Source organism: Bradyrhizobium sp. LB11.1 (assembly GCF_040549385.1).
Taxonomy (GTDB): Bacteria; Pseudomonadota; Alphaproteobacteria; order Rhizobiales; family Xanthobacteraceae; genus Bradyrhizobium.
Map to the genome: position 1 here is coordinate 148136 of NZ_JBEPTH010000008.1, position 15286 is coordinate 163421.

At 65.8% G+C, this 15286-nt stretch carries 14 protein-coding genes and 1 tRNA gene; 7 read left to right on the top strand and 8 right to left on the bottom strand.

Translation table 11 applies throughout. From position 1 onward, the window contains the following. Positions 1-7: 7 nt before the first annotated feature. Entirely contained in the window at positions 8-1069 is a 1062-nt protein-coding gene (locus ABIA96_RS21855; RefSeq protein ID WP_354139116.1) for a polysaccharide deacetylase family protein, read from the top strand. Positions 1070-1145: 76 nt separating this feature from the next. Here ABIA96_RS21855 and ABIA96_RS21860 read toward each other — a convergent pair whose 3' ends face one another. The 5 genes from ABIA96_RS21860 to ABIA96_RS21880 all read right to left on the bottom strand — a co-directional run bounded on the left by ABIA96_RS21860 (position 1146) and on the right by ABIA96_RS21880 (position 5673). Further along, positions 1146-1502, bottom strand: a complete 357-nt coding sequence (locus ABIA96_RS21860) for a hypothetical protein (RefSeq protein WP_354139117.1) — start codon at positions 1500-1502, stop codon at positions 1146-1148. Between the two features lie 156 nt (positions 1503-1658). Then, a tRNA-Thr gene (locus ABIA96_RS21865) sits at positions 1659-1734 on the bottom strand. A 97-nt stretch (positions 1735-1831) separates the two neighbouring features. Continuing rightward, the gene (locus tag ABIA96_RS21870) at positions 1832-3577 is read right to left on the bottom strand and encodes a heme biosynthesis protein HemY (RefSeq protein ID WP_354139118.1); all 1746 of its coding nucleotides are present in this window, start codon (positions 3575-3577) and stop codon (positions 1832-1834) included. A 48-nt stretch (positions 3578-3625) separates the two neighbouring features. Then, positions 3626-4864: a COG4223 family protein gene (locus ABIA96_RS21875; RefSeq protein WP_354139119.1), complete on the bottom strand. Its 1239-nt coding sequence runs from the start codon at positions 4862-4864 to the stop codon at positions 3626-3628. A 65-nt stretch (positions 4865-4929) separates the two neighbouring features. After that, positions 4930-5673, bottom strand: coding sequence for a uroporphyrinogen-III synthase (locus tag ABIA96_RS21880; RefSeq protein WP_354139120.1), 744 nt, complete (start codon positions 5671-5673; stop codon positions 4930-4932). 152 nt (positions 5674-5825) lie between these two features. Here ABIA96_RS21880 and tsaD point away from each other — a divergent pair, with 152 nt between their 5' ends. From tsaD to ABIA96_RS21895, 3 genes are read left to right on the top strand one after another with little or no spacing between them, the layout of a single operon-like run. Then, a complete protein-coding gene (gene tsaD / locus ABIA96_RS21885) occupies positions 5826-6899 on the top strand; it encodes a tRNA (adenosine(37)-N6)-threonylcarbamoyltransferase complex transferase subunit TsaD (protein ID WP_354139121.1) in 1074 nt (357 codons plus the stop codon). A gap of 2 nt (positions 6900-6901) precedes the next feature. Next, positions 6902-7882, top strand: coding sequence for an NAD(P)H-dependent glycerol-3-phosphate dehydrogenase (locus ABIA96_RS21890; RefSeq protein WP_354139122.1), 981 nt, complete (start codon positions 6902-6904; stop codon positions 7880-7882). A 2-nt stretch (positions 7883-7884) separates the two neighbouring features. Beyond that, positions 7885-8298, top strand: a complete 414-nt coding sequence (locus ABIA96_RS21895; RefSeq protein WP_354139123.1) for an EVE domain-containing protein — start codon at positions 7885-7887, stop codon at positions 8296-8298. Positions 8299-8398: 100 nt separating this feature from the next. Here the strand turns inward: ABIA96_RS21895 and ABIA96_RS21900 are convergent, their stop codons facing one another. Continuing rightward, positions 8399-9475 (bottom strand): adenylate/guanylate cyclase domain-containing protein, encoded by a 1077-nt coding sequence (locus ABIA96_RS21900; RefSeq protein WP_354139295.1) that lies wholly within the window; start codon positions 9473-9475, stop codon positions 8399-8401. Between the two features lie 101 nt (positions 9476-9576). Here ABIA96_RS21900 and ABIA96_RS21905 point away from each other — a divergent pair, with 101 nt between their 5' ends. Beyond that, positions 9577-10032 carry an SRPBCC family protein gene (locus tag ABIA96_RS21905; RefSeq protein WP_354139124.1) on the top strand — a complete coding sequence of 152 codons (456 nt, stop codon included), beginning with the start codon at positions 9577-9579 and terminating at the stop codon, positions 10030-10032. 119 nt (positions 10033-10151) lie between these two features. Here ABIA96_RS21905 and ABIA96_RS21910 read toward each other — a convergent pair whose 3' ends face one another. Next, entirely contained in the window at positions 10152-11321 is a 1170-nt protein-coding gene (locus ABIA96_RS21910; protein WP_354139125.1) for a DNA topoisomerase IB, read from the bottom strand. 409 nt (positions 11322-11730) lie between these two features. Between ABIA96_RS21910 and acs the strand changes: the two genes are divergently transcribed. Together acs and ABIA96_RS21920 are read left to right on the top strand one after the other, a co-directional pair. Beyond that, positions 11731-13677 carry an acetate--CoA ligase gene (gene acs, locus ABIA96_RS21915; RefSeq protein ID WP_354139126.1) on the top strand — a complete coding sequence of 649 codons (1947 nt, stop codon included), beginning with the start codon at positions 11731-11733 and terminating at the stop codon, positions 13675-13677. A gap of 420 nt (positions 13678-14097) precedes the next feature. Then, positions 14098-14613 carry a L,D-transpeptidase gene (locus ABIA96_RS21920; protein ID WP_354139127.1) on the top strand — a complete coding sequence of 172 codons (516 nt, stop codon included), beginning with the start codon at positions 14098-14100 and terminating at the stop codon, positions 14611-14613. 55 nt (positions 14614-14668) lie between these two features. Here the strand turns inward: ABIA96_RS21920 and ABIA96_RS21925 are convergent, their stop codons facing one another. Then, a complete protein-coding gene (locus ABIA96_RS21925) occupies positions 14669-15259 on the bottom strand; it encodes a thermonuclease family protein (RefSeq protein ID WP_354139128.1) in 591 nt (196 codons plus the stop codon). Between the last annotated feature and the right edge of the window lie 27 nt (positions 15260-15286).

Below are 15286 nucleotides of genomic sequence, written 5' to 3' on the forward strand. Positions count from 1 at the left end.
AATAGCGATGCGTAATGCGTTGGGCCTGATGCTGGCCAGTGTCCTTGCGGCGGTCGTGATCGCCGGAGGTTGGTACTTTTATTCTTCGCGCGCCGAGCAAGGCGCCCCCAAGACAATAGCCGCCCGTGCCGCCGATCCGCTGCCGGCACCGGCCAAGCTTGCCGCCGAGGATGACGTCGAGACCACCGCGGCCCTCGCGGGCAAGCCCGCCGCTCCTGCCGCCGCGCCTGCGCCCGTACCGGCCGTGGCACCGGTCCAGCAGACGTCGACCTGCACCAATCCGAATGCACTGGGCGTCTCGCGCGTGGTCGAGATCGACACGACCGGCGGGCCGGGCTTCGGCTTCGAGCAATTCAAGCAGTTTGATTTCCTCGCCGACAAGGAGGTCGTGCTGACCTTCGACGACAGTCCCTGGCCGCACAACACGCCGGCCGTGCTGAAGGCATTGGCCGATGAATGCACCAAGGGCCTGTTCTTCTCGGTCGGCAAGCACGCCACCTGGCATCCGGAGATCCTGCGCCAGGTTCTGGCCCAGGGCCACACGGTGGGCACACACACCTGGTCGCACCTCAATCTCAACGGCAAGAAGATGACGGAGCAGCAGGCCAAGGACGAGATCGAGAAGGGTTTCAGTGCGGTGAAATGGGCGCTCGGCACCAATCCGTCGCCGTTCTTCCGCTTCCCGCAGCTTCAGCAGAATCCCGCGCTCGTGAGCTATCTCGGCAGCCGCAACGTCGGAATTTTCTCGACCGACCTGGATTCCTTCGATTTCCGCAAGGAGAGCACGCCGGACAAGATCATCAGCAACGTGATGACCAAGCTCGACAAGCTCGGCAAGGGCATCATCCTGATGCACGACTTCCAGAAGCGCACCGGCGAAGCGCTGCCGACGCTGCTCGCGCGCCTCAAGGCCGGTGGCTACAAGGTCGTGCAGATCAAGGCGAAGACGACGTTCAACTCGCTGCCCGAATATGACGAAGCGGTGCTCAAGGAGCTGAAAGCGCCTGCGGCCGGTGCAACGAACGCGCGCCCGGTCTCGAGCGTGGTGCAGACGGTTTCGCAGCGCTAGGCGCGGCAAGTTTCGACAAGCAAAAATGGCCGGGCTCAGCCCGGCCATTTCCGTTTTGGAAGCTGCATGCAGCCGCTTACCAGTAAATGCCGTGACGATGCAGCTCGCTGACGATGCGGCCTTCGGGCCAGCGGCGCTTGTGCCTGGACTTGTCGGCTTTCGCAGTGGACTTCGAGGCAGCCGCAGAAGTCGTCGTGGCGGTGGTGGACGCCGGTGGCGCAGTGGTCGCAACCGCAGACGGACGATCAACGTATTTCGGAGCGTCGGACACTGGCGCGACTTCGCTCACCTGAGTCGCTGCGGTCGACGCCGCGGCCGCTTGTGCCGCCGGGGCCTGGCCATTGGCCGTGGCCAGCGAGAGGCTGCGTGAGCCGCCTGCCTCGGCAGAGGCAGAGACCAGAACCATCGCGGCAACCAGAATGATCTTGCGCATGAGAAATCTCCCCGTGTTTGCGTGACCGGACCACTACGGGAGCCGCGCCGGGGATGATGTGACTTGCGTCACTCTACGAGCGTGAGCCTGCACGCGCTCAGGCCAAGCGGATGCCGTCAGTCGAAGCGCTTGTGACGATCGGATGATTGGGGGCGCTGGTGCCGCAAGAGGGATTCGAACCCCCGACCCCGTCATTACGAATGACGTGCTCTACCAACTGAGCTATTGCGGCGAACCTTGCCGGGACCAGTCAATGCCGGTCCCGATACGCGTTCCTGATATCGGGCATGGCCCGAATTGGCAAGAACAAGCGGGAGGCGAAATCGGCCTCACGCGCCCCAGCGGGACCAGAAACCACGCCAACCACCGGCCTGGACCTTGGGTGTACCGATTTGTTCCGTAAATTCATCGCTCGGGCCGTCGTCATCGATGCCGGGATCATCCGGCGCGCGGACGATCGGGATGACGGCCTGGATCGGTGCCTGTGCAGGCTTGCCGAGATCGGCACGGGTCCGGAACACCGGGGTTGCCGCCACCGGCGATGATTCGGCGGCCTCAAGGGCCGGCTTGATCGGCGCGGCGGGCGTCTCCACCGGTTCTTCCTTGGCCGCCGGGGGCGCGTTGTCCTGCGCGGCCGGAACGGGGTCTGGGGTCGGGACCGGCGCGATCACGGCCGGTTCCGCCGGCGCCTCGCTGGCCACCGTGACCCGCTTCGGCGGCGGGGCGGCGAGCATGGCTTCCTCGAAGGCCGAGGACTCGATCGTCGTGCCCTTGTCCGAGGGCAGGCTCGCCACCGGCGTTTGCCACTGGAAGGCGTCGAGCCGGCCGGTGACCGCGGAGACCGGGCGCCAGCGGTCGCTGACATAGCCGTCTGCGGTCCAGGCCGGGTCGTGACGGGCGCGTACCGCACGCAAGGTCCAGGCGCGGGCGCGGCCGCCGTCGCCGTGCTCGCTGCGCTCGAGCTCGGCCATCAACAGCGCCACGCGCTGGGTCGGATCGTTGACGTAAGGCGACAGCACCTCGCGCGCACGGGCGAACTCGGAGGCATCGATCGCGGCGCGCGCGATCGCAAGCTGCCCCTCGACGTGGCCGGCCTGGTCAGCCGGCGTTTTCGCCGCGAGCGTCTCGACCCGCTGCAGGCGCTGCCGCGCGGCATCGCCGAGTTTCACATGCGCATAGGCATCGGCAAGATCGGGATGCGGATTGGCGAGCCAGGCGGCTTCGACCAGCTTCATGGCGCGGCGCACCTGATGCGCCTCGCTCTCGAATTTCGCGGCAAGCACCGCCGCCGGCACCAGGGTCGGCGCGAGCTTGACGGCTTCCATCACGCCCTCGCGCGCGACGTCGCGGTCCATGGTCTCCAGTTCCAGTGCGCGCGCCGTCAGCAGCACGCCGCGCTGCCGGCGATAGGCTTGCTTGTCGATCAGACCCGCGGACAGATTCGAATCCAGGATCGCGAGCGCGCCGCTCCAGTCGCGGCGTGCGCAGCGGAAGCCGAGCACCGCATGCGAGGCCCAGGTCGAGGACGGCGACAACTTGATGGCTTCCTCCGCGATCATCACGGCACCGACCGCATCGTCGGCACGCTGCGCCTCGATGAACAGGCCGCGCAGGCCGAGCAGCCGCGTATCCTCGCGCTCGGCCATGGCCCGAAAGGCGCGCTGCGCCTCGTCGCGATTGCCGTCGAGCTGGGCCGATTGCGCGTGCAACAGCAGCGCGAGCGGATCATCGGGCGCATGCCGCCGCGCCGCGTCTGCGTGACGACGGGCCAGCGCAGTGTCGCCATGGCCGATCGCGAGCAGGCCGTGGGTGATGGCGTGGCGGCCGCGGGCGTGGCGCTTTTCATGCCGGCGGCGACGCATGCGCCCCGGCGTGCGCCAGATCATCGTCACGATGCTCCAGAGCAACACGATCATGACTGCGAAGATGCCGAGGCAGAGCACGAACACCGGAATGCTCGGTGAGGCCCGGAAACCGCCCCAGGTCAGCACGACATTGCCGGGCTGATCGGCAACCCAGGCTGCGCCGGCGCCTGCGAGCGCAATCAGAACGAGGAAGAGAACAATGCGAAGCATGGCTATTCCTATACGCGCGGATTGTTGCGCGAATCTTATTGAGCAGGCTTATTGACCAGACTTGGCGAGACCAGCCAGAGCGTCGTCGGCGAATTTGCGGGAAGCCGCGAGCGCGGCATCGCGCGCGTCGACCTTGTCGAGCCAGGCTTGTGCCGGCACGCGATCGGCCTCGGGCAGCGTCTTCAGCTCGCGGCGCGCCTCGACGAAATCGTTGCGCAGCGCCGAAGCCGTGACCCGCGCGACGATGGCGCCACGGTCATTGCCGACGCCGTCGGTGCGCTCGATGCGGACGAGCTTTGATGCTCCCGCCTCAAGGCGCTCGACGATGCCGGCGCTGCTGCTCGGCGCCTCCGGTGGCGGTGACAGCTTCGGCACGATGTTGAGGAGCTCGCGGCTCAGCGCGACCGGCGTCGGGATGCCGGCGGCAGCGAACGTGTCGAGCGGTTTCAGCACCTCGGGCTTGGCTGCAAGCGATCGCGCCGCCGTGAGCTGCGCTTCATAAGAGTCGTTATGGCGAACGGCAACGTCGAGCAGGGTAGCGGCGACCACATAGCGCAATGGCTTGTCATCCATCACCTTGGCATCGGCGGCGATCTTTTCGCCCTGCTGCGCGAGCTCGGCGCGTGCGGTGGTGCTGGCGCGCTCGAGCTGGGAGATGCGGTCATCGAGGGCGGCGAGGCCGGACGAGGCCGCCGCATCGCGCGGCGCGGATTTCGCATCGTTCAATGCGCTCGCGGTCTTGTCGGATTGCGCGCGCAAATTGGCGATGTCGCCGCGCAGGGTTCCGACGGATTTTTCCAGCGCATCGAGCCGTGCGGCGATGGCCGGATCGGCGGCGGGCTTGCCCGCTTTGGCTTCGACTGCAGCAACACGTCCGCTCAGCGCATCGACCGTGGCACTCGTCACTTGCGGCGTGGCCGGCGGCGCCTGCACCGCGGGCCAGCCCAGCGCCCAGCCGACCGCGATCACCACCGCGGCTGCAGCCGCGCCGGAAAATGGCGCGATGATCCAGGGAGAAATGGCGCCCGATGCAACAGCGGCTTGCGCCTCGCCATGCTCCGGCTCGGCCTCGGCTGTCTCTGCCTTGGCCGTCTCGACCTTGGCGTCTTCGGCATCGGCCTGCTCGGATTCTACCTGCTCGGCCGATGGCTGCGGCTCCGGCTCACCCGCCACATCCTGCGGCTGGGTGGAGACTTCGGTCGCCTCGAGGTCGATGGTGGGCGGGGTGCGCTTGGCGCGGCCGGGTTCGGGGGCCAATCCTGCGTCTTCAGGCTTGTCGTCGGCCATCGTGACGGTTCCTCACACTTTCATACCAGAGACGAGCCCGATTGCGTCGGATTCGGCCCGTCCTCTTACGCCAAACGGGTCCGCAAAGCACGCTCCAAGGCGTCAAACAGGGCATTTTCGTCCGAGGTCGCGGCCACCAGGACCTGCGAAGCCCCGGCATCGCGCAGCACGCTTGCGACCGTCTCGGACAGGCAGCATTGCGGGATCGCCAGCGCAGAGATTTCGACGCCTTCGTCCCGGGCCGCATCCAGGAAGGCCCGCGCGCTGCGCCGGGAGTAGTGCAGCACCGCCTCGATGCCATGGGCGGCAAAGCCTTCGCAGACATCGCGCGGGAAGATCTTGACCGGAGCCATACGATAAGTCGTCTGCGTGACCACACTGAACCCTTCCGCACCGAGCTCGCCGCCGAGATCCCGCGACAGATCCGCGCCCGCGAGATAAAGCAGCGTGCTCTTTTTCTTCAGCACCTTGGCTCGCGCGCTCTGCATCACCTTGTCGCGCAGGGCCGCGGCATCACCACCGGCAACGATCACATCCGTGAAGCCGACATCGCGCGCCACGGCTGCCGTGTGCTCGCCGACCGCGAACAACGGCAGCTCCAGCAGACCAAGGTCCCGCAATTGCGGCGCGGCGCGGATCGCATTGGCCGATGTGACAATGATGGCGCTGTAATCCGCCTCGCTCGCGTCATGAAAAACGACCGGTTCGAACTTGAGGACCGGCGCGAGCAGCACCACATGACCCCGCGCACGCAAATTGTCCGCCGTCGCCACATTGTCGGGATGCGGCCGTGTGACAAGAATAGACATCGCTTGTGTTCCCGGACCACGTGGCGGCGACGCATTCGCGAGGGATGGCGACGCGTGACGATTGCGCAAGCAGACCCCGGAATGCTACCGGACGTACCAGAACTCTGCTTTACGGATGAGCGCAAGGGCGCAAATTGGATAACAATTCGCCAATGCTGGTACTGGGCATCGAGACCACCTGCGACGAGACCGCGGCGGCCGTGATCGAGCGCGCGCCTGACGGGAGCGGCAGGATCTTGTCGAATATCGTGCGGTCGCAAGTCGAAGAACATGCCCGCTTCGGCGGCGTCGTGCCGGAGATCGCCGCGCGCGCTCATGTCGACCTGCTCGACGGCATCATCGACCGCGCCATGACCGAGGCCGGCATCAGCTTTGCTCAGCTCGACGGTGTCGCAGCAGCCGCGGGCCCGGGGCTGATCGGCGGCGTCATCGTCGGGCTCACGACCGCGAAGGCGATCGCGATGGTGCATGACACGCCGCTGGTCGCGGTCAATCATCTCGAGGCGCATGCGCTGACGCCGCGCCTGACCGACGGCATCGAATTTCCTTATTGCCTGTTCCTCGCCTCCGGCGGCCACACCCAGATCGTTGCGGTCACCGGCGTCGGCCACTATGTGCGGCTCGGCACCACCGTCGACGACGCGATCGGCGAGGCCTTCGACAAAGTCGCGAAGATGCTGGGCCTGCCCTATCCGGGCGGACCGCAGGTCGAACGCGCGGCGGCGAACGGCGATGCGACGCGCTTCGCCTTCCCGCGGCCGATGCAGGGACGTCCCGATGCCAACTTCTCCCTCTCCGGATTGAAGACGGCCGTCCGCACCGAAGCGAGCCGGTTGGCTGAGATCACGCCGCAGGACATCAACGATCTCTGCGCGGGTTTTCAGGCCGCGGTGCTGGGCTCGACAGCCGACCGGCTGAGCGTTGGTCTCAGACTTTTCCGCGAACAATTCGGCCCGCCGCACGCGCTGGTCGCGGCCGGCGGTGTCGCCGCCAATCAGGCGATCCGTGGCGCACTGTTTGACGTGGCCAGGGACGCGCAGACCCAACTGATCATGCCGCCGCCGGCGCTCTGCACCGACAACGGCGCGATGATCGCCTGGGCGGGCGCCGAGCGCCTTGCGCTCGGCATCACCGATACGATGGAGGCACCGCCGCGCGCGCGCTGGCTGCTCGACGCCAACGCCACTGCGCCGGCGGGTTACGGCAAGACACGGGCGGGATACTAGCCATGGCCGCATTCCAGTCCGTCGCGGTGATCGGAGCGGGCGCCTGGGGCACGGCGCTGGCAACGATGGCCGCGCGCGCCGGACGGAACGTGACGCTGTGGGCGCGCAATGCAGAGCATGCGACGCGCATCGCATCGACCCGCGACAATCCACGGCTGCCCGGTGTGCGGATCGCGCCGGAGATCGTGGTGACGAGTGAGCTCCCGCTCGCTGCGCGTGCCGACATGCTGCTGATTGCAACGCCGGCGCAGCATCTGCGCGGCGCGATCAACATGCTGGCCTCGCACGTCACAAAACCCGTACCGGTCATCGCCTGCGCCAAGGGCATCGAGCACGGCACCCACAAATTCATGACCGACGTGATTGCGGAAGCCGCGCCCCGAGGGCAGCCCGCGATCCTGTCGGGCCCGAGCTTTGCCGACGACGTCGCGCGCGGCCTGCCGACGGCGGTGACGCTGGCGGCGAAAGACGAAGCCCTGGCGAGCGCCCTTGTGCAGGCGCTGGGCTCGGCGACCTTCCGGCCCTATCACACGACAGATGTCCGCGGCGTCGAGATCGGTGGCGCGGCCAAGAACGTGCTTGCGATCGCAGTCGGGATTGCGGTTGGGCGCAAGCTCGGTGCTTCCGCTCAGGCCGCGCTCACCACGCGCGCCTTTGCCGAATTAACGCGCCTCGGCCGCGTGCTTGGCGCACGCCAGGAGACGCTGACGGGCTTGTCCGGCCTCGGCGATTTGATCCTGACCTGCTCGAGCCCGCAGTCGCGCAACTTTGCGCTTGGGCTTGCGCTCGGCCGCGGCGAACAGACGCCCGCCGGCAAGCTGGCGGAAGGCGAGTTCACCGCACCGGTGCTGATCGAGCTCGCCGCTTCGCAAAACATCGAGATGCCGGTATCAGAAGCGGTCGCATCGATCCTGAGCGGCAGAAGCACGATCGACGCCGCGATCTCCGGGCTATTGACGCGGCCCTTCAAGGCAGAGGAATGAACATGGCGTACTGGCTGGTGAAATCCGAACCCTCGGTGTGGTCCTGGGACCAGCAGGTCGCGAAGGGCGCCAAGGGCGAGGCCTGGACCGGCGTGCGCAATTACACGGCACGCATCAATCTCGTGAACATGAAGAAGGGCGACAAGGCGTTCTTCTATCATTCCAACGAGGGCAAGGAGATCGTCGGCATCGCGGAGGTCATCAAGGAAGCCTATCCCGACCCGACCGACAAGACCGAGAAATTCGTCTGCGTCGACATCAAAGCTGACAAGCCGTTGAAGACACCAGTGACGATGGCGGCGATCAAGGTCGAGAAAAAACTCGCCGATATGGCATTGGTGAAATATTCACGCCTATCGGTCCAGCCGGTCACGGCCGAGGAGTGGAAGCTGGTTTGCAAGATGGGCGGGATGTAAGGAGCTGCCGTAGCCCGGATGGAGCGAAGCGCAATCCGGGAAAGTCGCCGTGTGGAACGACCCCGGACGCTGCGTTCCATCCGGGCTACGATATCCAAGCCTACGTCTCCGGCAGTGCGAGGACCTCGCATGGCGGGGCGATGCCACGCAGCTTGTGCAGTCCGAGCGCGACGAGCGCCATGTCCGTCTCGGCGGCGAACGCGCCCGAGACCAGCACGGTCCTGCCGAGCGGCTTGCACAAGCCTTCAAGTCGGCTGGCAAGATTCACAGCGGGACCGATCGCCGTGAAGTCCAACCGATTGGCGGCACCGATATTGCCCCAGAGCATCGCGCCGAGATGAAGGGCGGCACCGAACGCGAGTGGTGGCAACCCCTGCGCGCCGCGCTCCGCGTTGAGATAGGCCATCCCGGCTTCGGCCGCGCCTGCGGCGCGGAGAGCAGCATCACAGGCGCGGCGCGGTGACGCCTCGACCACCGGAAAAATCGCCAGCACGCCGTCACCGATAAATTTCAGCACCTCGCCGCCGAAGGCGTGAACGGCGCCGGCAATGCGATCGAACCAGGCGTCGAGCGCGGCGATGACATCGGCCGGCGAACTGGTTTCCGACAACGTCGTGAAGCCGCGCAGATCGGCATAGAGCAGCGCAGCCTGGATGGTCTCGCCGAGGTCGCGCCGTAACGGCGCCGCCAGCACCCGCTCGGCGCTGCGCTTGCCGAGATATGCCTCCAGCGTCGCCCGCAACGTCGCGCGCGCCGCGAGCGCGGCGAGGGGTGTCGCGGCAAAGCGCGCGGCTTGACGCAGTTGGTCAATTTCGCCGGATGTGAACGGACGCGTCCCGATCCAGCCGAGCAGCGGCCCATCACGCCCGACAACGTCTTCGTGCGCCTCGCCGCCCGCGATGTCGCGCAACCAGCGGCGCCCGGCATCGGTTGGCGGATCGGGCGCGAGGCCGCCCGGCACAAAACCAAGCGCCTCGACCACCGTGCCGTTTTCGGCACGCCACAGCCAAGTCCGCTTCGCGATCAGCGGGTGTGGCACCTCAAGCGTCAGGCTACCTGCCGCAAGCGGCACACCATCGGCGAGCAGGTGCGCGCCGAGTTCCGCAAGCAGGCGGTCGGCGCCGGGACTGTCTAAGGCGTCATCGACAAGCCAGGCGAGCGTCGGAGAGAGTTGCATGATCCGATGATGGCGAAGGAGCACCGTCTTTGTCACGGGCAATCCTTGACGGGCCGCTTTGGCGCCGCCATGTGCCAAGATCAGCCCAGGGATGATCGCCGATGACCGAGCCGTTCGTATTGCGACGCGAGACGCAGATCGCAGCCCCGCGCGCCACCGTCTTCGCCTATTTGACTGACCCTGAGAAAATCCTGAGCTGGATGGGCACGGATGCGACCACCGAGCCGCATCCCGGTGGGCTCTATCTGCTCAAGGGCGTCGGCCCGCGCGGCGGCGTCGCCCGCGGCGCGTTCCGCGAGGTCGTTCCGGTGCATCGTCTGGCCTACACGTTCGGCTGGGACGGCGGCCAGGAAGTGCCACCCGGCTCGAGCCTGATCGAAATCGACCTGATCGAACGCGACGGCGGCACGTTGCTGCGCATGACACATAGCGGGCTGCCGACCGAGGAACAGGTAACTGCGCACGCGAGAGGGTGGGCGCATTACCTGGGACGGCTCACAGCCGCAGCCGCGGGCCGCGATCCCGGTCCCGACAAGGGCGTCTCAGATAAGATGTAGCAGCTCTCGTAGGGTGGGCAAAGCGAAGCGTGCCCACGTCTTCTTCCTTCGTAATCACTGAGCGATGGTGGGCACGGCGCTCTGCGCCTTTGCCCACCCTACGGCAGCACGACGTGTCGTTAAACCGCTGCGGTTGCCACCACCTGCTGCAAAAGCTGCTCGCGCCTCGCTTGCGAGCGCTGCCCTTTCATGGTCGCCGCAAAGCGCTCCAAAATGCCGTCCTCGAAGGCGGTGACGATGGTGTCATGGACATAGCTTTTGCGGCAGATCGCCGGCGTGTTGGAGAGCTTGTCGGCTGCGGCGCGGATCGCGTCCAGCACCTGCTTCTTGCGGCCGCGCTGGCTGGTCGCCGGCGTGATCCGCGACAGCGATTCGACGACGACGGCGGAGGCCATCAGCGTGCGAAAATCCTTCAGCGAAATCTTGATGCCGGCGATCTCGCGCAGGAACGCGTTCACCTGCGTCGTGCTGACCGCGCGCACGATGCCGTAGGCATCACGATACTGGAACATACGCTTGCCGGGGACGCCGTTGAGGATGCCGATGGCGCGCACCAGCTTGGCCGCGTCGCACTCCTTGCGCACGGCCTTGCCGCCCTTCGCCTTGAAGGTCAGCACGAAGCAATCGTCCTCAAGCGTGACGTTCGACTTCAGCAGCGTGGTCGCGCCGCGGGTGCCGTTGAGGCGGGCATAGGATTCGTTGCCGGGACGGATCGCGGTGCGCGCGATCAACTCAATCACCGCCGACAGCGCGAATTCGCGCGTCGGCTCCTCGCCCGACAGGAACGCCGAGACCTTCCGCCGGATTTTGGGCAGCGCGCCGACGAGCTTTTCCAGGCGATGCGCCTTGCGGTGCTCGCGGACCTTCTCCCAGTCGGCGTGATAGCGATATTGCAGCCGGCCCGCGGCATCGCGGCCCACCGCCTGGAGATGCGAACTCGGATCGGCCGAGTAGCGGACTTCGCGGTAGGCAGGCGGCACCGCCATGGCGTGGAGCCGGCGGATGGTGCGGGCATCGCGGATATGGGCGCCGTTGGGGCGGACGAAGGAATAGCCCTTGCCGCGCTTGATGCGCCGGATCTTCAGCTCGTTCTGGTCGCCGAGCCGCAGGCCCAGCTCCTTGGCGATCGCCTCGACCGAGGTCGGGGTAGCCGCGTCGAAGCTCTTTTTCGGGCTAGGACGGGTGGAACCGGCCGGCTTCGACCATTGTCCGAGGGCTTTGGCCAGCGCAATGCCAGCAGGATCGGCTGAAGCGGGCCGTATCGTCCCGAGATTCTGCTGATCCATCATAGTCTTAAGCCTTAGCCCTGTCTGTTACCGGTCAATGCCGCTGTTCTGATTTTTGTTCCAAGGGTCTCCTGAACGGTCTGTTGGGACCCGGGTTAGCCACTTAGGGTGTTCCGAACCTCATTGCGAGTCCCGAATCAGTGAAAAGCGGTTCCTAAATACCGCCTGCGACGCATGGGCGCTCTGCAGGGGCTATTCCCGGGATCTGGGTAAAGAGCCGAAAACCTCGGCTCGGCCTGCTTCAGGTTTGCGATTGCCGGCCCACGCAGCTTGATTCTTCGCATGGCCGGCCGCTCACCGAAGGTCCAGCTTGTGCTCCTTGTCGGGCCCGGTTAGCCCGACGCATAATCGGTTCAACGATCAAGTCGGCTTGCGCGTCGCCAGCGTTGGCTTGCCGCATGTGGAGGGAAACATGTCCGAGAAGATTTACGACGTCCCCGCGGAATGGGCCAAGCGCGCCTGGGTCGATCAGACCAAGTACAAGGACATGTACGCCCGCTCGATCGCGGACCCGAACGCCTTCTGGGCCGAGCAGGCCAAGCGGATCGACTGGATGCACGCGCCGACGAAGATCGAGAACGTCTCGTTCGCGCCCGGCAACATCTCGATCAAATGGTTCGAGGATGGAATCCTCAACGTCGCCCATAACTGCATCGATCGTCACCTGCACAAGCGCGCCGACCAGATCGCGATCATCTGGGAAGGCGACGATCCCTCGCAGTCCAAGCGCATCACCTACAAGGAGCTCCACGACGAGGTCTGCCGGATGGCCAACATCCTGCGCACCCGCAACGTCAAGAAAGGCGACCGCGTCACCATCTATCTGCCGATGATTCCGGAAGCGGCCTATGCGATGCTGGCCTGCGCGCGCATCGGCGCCGTTCACTCCGTGGTGTTCGCGGGCTTCTCGCCGGACTCACTCGCCCAGCGCATCAACGACTGCCAGTCCAAGATCATCATCACCGCGGACGAAGGTCTGCGCGGCGGCAAGAAGGTGCCGCTGAAGGCCAATGTCGACGCGGCGCTCGCCAAGGCCGACGGCGTCGACTGGGTCGTCGTGGTCAAGCGCACCGGCGGCAAGATCGACATGAACCCGACGCGCGACCTCTGGTATCACGAGGCGGCGGCGATGGTGACGACCGAATGCCGGGCCGAGCACATGCACGCCGAGGACCCGCTGTTCATCCTCTACACATCGGGCTCGACCGGTCAGCCCAAGGGCGTGCTGCACACCTCCGCCGGCTATCTCGTGTTCGCCGCGATGACGCATCAATACGTCTTCGACTATCACGACGGCGACATCTACTGGTGCACCGCCGACGTCGGCTGGGTCACGGGCCACAGCTATATTCTGTACGGGCCGCTCGCCAATGGCGCGACCACGCTGATGTTCGAGGGTGTGCCGAATTACCCGGATAATTCGCGCTTCTGGAACGTCATCGACAAGCACAAGGTCAACATCTTCTACACCGCGCCGACCGCGATCCGTGCGCTGATGCAGTCCGGCGACGAGCCCGTGAAGAAGGCCTCGCGCGCCTCGCTTCGCCTGCTCGGCTCGGTCGGCGAGCCCATCAATCCGGAAGCCTGGGAATGGTATCATCGCGTCGTCGGCGACGACCGCTGTCCGATCGTCGACACCTGGTGGCAGACCGAGACCGGCGGCATTTTGATCACGCCGCTGCCGGGCGCGACAAAACTCAAGCCGGGCTCGGCGACGCAGCCGTTCTTCGGCGTGGTGCCCGAGATCGTCGACGCCGACGGCAAGGTGCTGGACGGCGAGACATCAGGCAATCTCTGCCTGACCCGTTCATGGCCGGGCCAGATGCGCACCGTCTATGGCGATCACGCCCGTTTCGAGCAGACCTATTTCTCGACCTACAAGGGCAAGTATTTCACCGGCGACGGCTGTCGTCGCGACGCCGACGGCTATTACTGGATCACCGGCCGCGTCGACGACGTCATCAACGTCTCCGGCCACCGGATGGGCACCGCGGAAGTCGAGAGCGCTCTCGTTGCACATGAGAAGGTGTCGGAGGCCGCCGTGGTCGGTTACCCGCACGACATCAAGGGCCAGGGCATCTATGCTTATGTGACGCTGATGGCCGGCGTCGAGCCGAGCGACGAACTGCGCAAGGAACTCGTCGCCTGGGTGCGTAAGGAAATTGGCCCGATCGCTGCGCCGGACCAGATCCAGTTCTCGCCTGGCCTGCCCAAGACCCGCTCGGGCAAGATCATGCGCCGCATCCTGCGCAAGATCGCCGAGGACGAGCCGGGCAGCCTCGGTGATACCTCGACCTTGGCGGATCCCGCCGTAGTCGATGATCTCGTCAAGAACCGGCAGAACAAGAAGTCGGCCTGAGCCGAGGCCTCGTGCCCCGGACACAGCGCAGCGCGCACTTCGCGGTGCGCTGTGTCCGGGGCCATCCATCCACGTAGGGAAAATGGATCCCGGCTCTGCGTCACAGCACTTGCGTGCTGCGTCGCGTCCCGGAAACGGCACCGCGTTTCGCTATGCCCCCCAAAACAACCCCCGTTCACAGCCTCACGCACTTGTCAGGGCGCAGCGCGGCACGCGCGCGTCTTTCCCGCCGAGTGTTGTTTTCAAGTCATTTACTTTGTTTCGAACATTTCCTTTGTTTCCCCTGCTGGCTAGCCCTCGGCGGCCGCGCGTGGAAACCATCCGGTTAACAGGCGCGGTTAAGAATGTCTGGCAAGCCCGCGATTGCCGGGTTCTGCGTGAATTTTTGGACGATCCGTTTTTGGGCAAGGGGAAGCATCGATGTCGATGAAGATTGCACTGGCGTTGGCAGCCACCATCGGGGCCGCGTTGCTGATGTCGACGGCGGCGCAGGCGCGGCCGGAAATGGTGGGGACGCACGTCGCCGACTATTCGCCGGGCACCATCGTAGTCAAAACCAGCGAGCGCCGGCTCTATCTCATTCTCGATGATGGTCACGCTGTGCGCTACCCGGTCGGCGTCGGCAAGTCCGGCAAGCAGTGGGCCGGCACCACCCGCATCGACGGCAAGTACCGCAATCCGGCCTGGTCGCCGCCCGCCGAGGTGAAGCGCGACAAGCCGCAGCTTCCCGACGTCATCCCGGGCGGTTCGCCGCGCAACCCGATGGGCGTTGCGGCGATGACACTGGCCGGCGGTGAATATGCCATCCACGGCACCAACGTGCCGGGCTCGGTCGGCGGCTTCGTCTCCTATGGCTGCATCCGCATGCTCAACGACGACATCACCGATCTCTACAGCCGCGTCTCCGTCGGCACGACAGTGGTCGTGGCGCGCTGATCGACGAAATCCGGACAAGTCTGCAAAAGCCGCGTCATTCGACGCGGCTTTTTTGTCACCAGAAGCGCCAACCCCGTGCGCACCAGCCGTCGCGATGGCCGCCATTGTAGCTGCGCGCGTAGCCGCTCGCGAGCATCGCCGCCGAAACGTTGGCGGTCCGTTTGGTCGCGACATCGGCGAGAACGCGCCCGTATTTCTCCGAGCCGAGATTGTAGATGGTGACGCCGCCCTGGCCGAGCACCGCGCGTAACGCACCCGTGGCGGCTTCGGCCTTGTCCAGTTCGTCCTGACAAGACGCCTTCATCTCGGGCGCATCGATGCCGCGCAGCCGAACGCGCGCGACGAGATCGCGTCCGTCGCGCTGATGCACGCGGGCGAGAAAGGTATCGCCGTCGATGGTGCGGATGACGTCGACCGATTGATGGGCTTCCGAATTGGTTGACTGCTGAAGGATGATCTCGGCGTCGCGCGATTGACCGTCCGTCGCATGAGGGATCGGCCAGTTCATCCCGTGCCTGAAGGCCAGCACGACCGCCACCACCACACCGACCACGAACATCCACGGCAGCAGTCCGGAGAAACGGCGGCCGAAAGGCGAGCCATTGTACGACGGCCGATACGGATGGCTGGGGTCGAAGCGCGACATCCGCGCACGCTAGGGCTGAGTCGGCCA

Excerpts from the sequence above, each read along its gene's own strand:
- ABIA96_RS21895 (WP_354139123.1), top strand. The coding sequence starts at position 7,885 with ATGGCGTACTGGCTGGTGAAATCCGAACCCTCGGTGTGGTCCTGGGAC.
- ABIA96_RS21900 (WP_354139295.1), bottom strand. The coding sequence starts at position 9,475 with ATGCAACTCTCTCCGACGCTCGCCTGGCTTGTCGATGACGCCTTAGAC.
- ABIA96_RS21890 (WP_354139122.1), top strand. The coding sequence starts at position 6,902 with ATGGCCGCATTCCAGTCCGTCGCGGTGATCGGAGCGGGCGCCTGGGGC.
- ABIA96_RS21855 (WP_354139116.1), top strand. The coding sequence starts at position 8 with ATGCGTAATGCGTTGGGCCTGATGCTGGCCAGTGTCCTTGCGGCGGTC.
- ABIA96_RS21905 (WP_354139124.1), top strand. The coding sequence starts at position 9,577 with ATGACCGAGCCGTTCGTATTGCGACGCGAGACGCAGATCGCAGCCCCG.
- ABIA96_RS21910 (WP_354139125.1), bottom strand. The coding sequence starts at position 11,321 with ATGATGGATCAGCAGAATCTCGGGACGATACGGCCCGCTTCAGCCGAT.
- ABIA96_RS21870 (WP_354139118.1), bottom strand. The coding sequence starts at position 3,577 with ATGCTTCGCATTGTTCTCTTCCTCGTTCTGATTGCGCTCGCAGGCGCC.
- acs (WP_354139126.1), top strand. The coding sequence starts at position 11,731 with ATGTCCGAGAAGATTTACGACGTCCCCGCGGAATGGGCCAAGCGCGCC.
- tsaD (WP_354139121.1), top strand. The coding sequence starts at position 5,826 with ATGCTGGTACTGGGCATCGAGACCACCTGCGACGAGACCGCGGCGGCC.
- ABIA96_RS21860 (WP_354139117.1), bottom strand. The coding sequence starts at position 1,502 with ATGCGCAAGATCATTCTGGTTGCCGCGATGGTTCTGGTCTCTGCCTCT.
- ABIA96_RS21875 (WP_354139119.1), bottom strand. The coding sequence starts at position 4,864 with ATGGCCGACGACAAGCCTGAAGACGCAGGATTGGCCCCCGAACCCGGC.
- ABIA96_RS21925 (WP_354139128.1), bottom strand. The coding sequence starts at position 15,259 with ATGTCGCGCTTCGACCCCAGCCATCCGTATCGGCCGTCGTACAATGGC.
- ABIA96_RS21920 (WP_354139127.1), top strand. The coding sequence starts at position 14,098 with ATGTCGATGAAGATTGCACTGGCGTTGGCAGCCACCATCGGGGCCGCG.
- ABIA96_RS21880 (WP_354139120.1), bottom strand. The coding sequence starts at position 5,673 with ATGTCTATTCTTGTCACACGGCCGCATCCCGACAATGTGGCGACGGCG.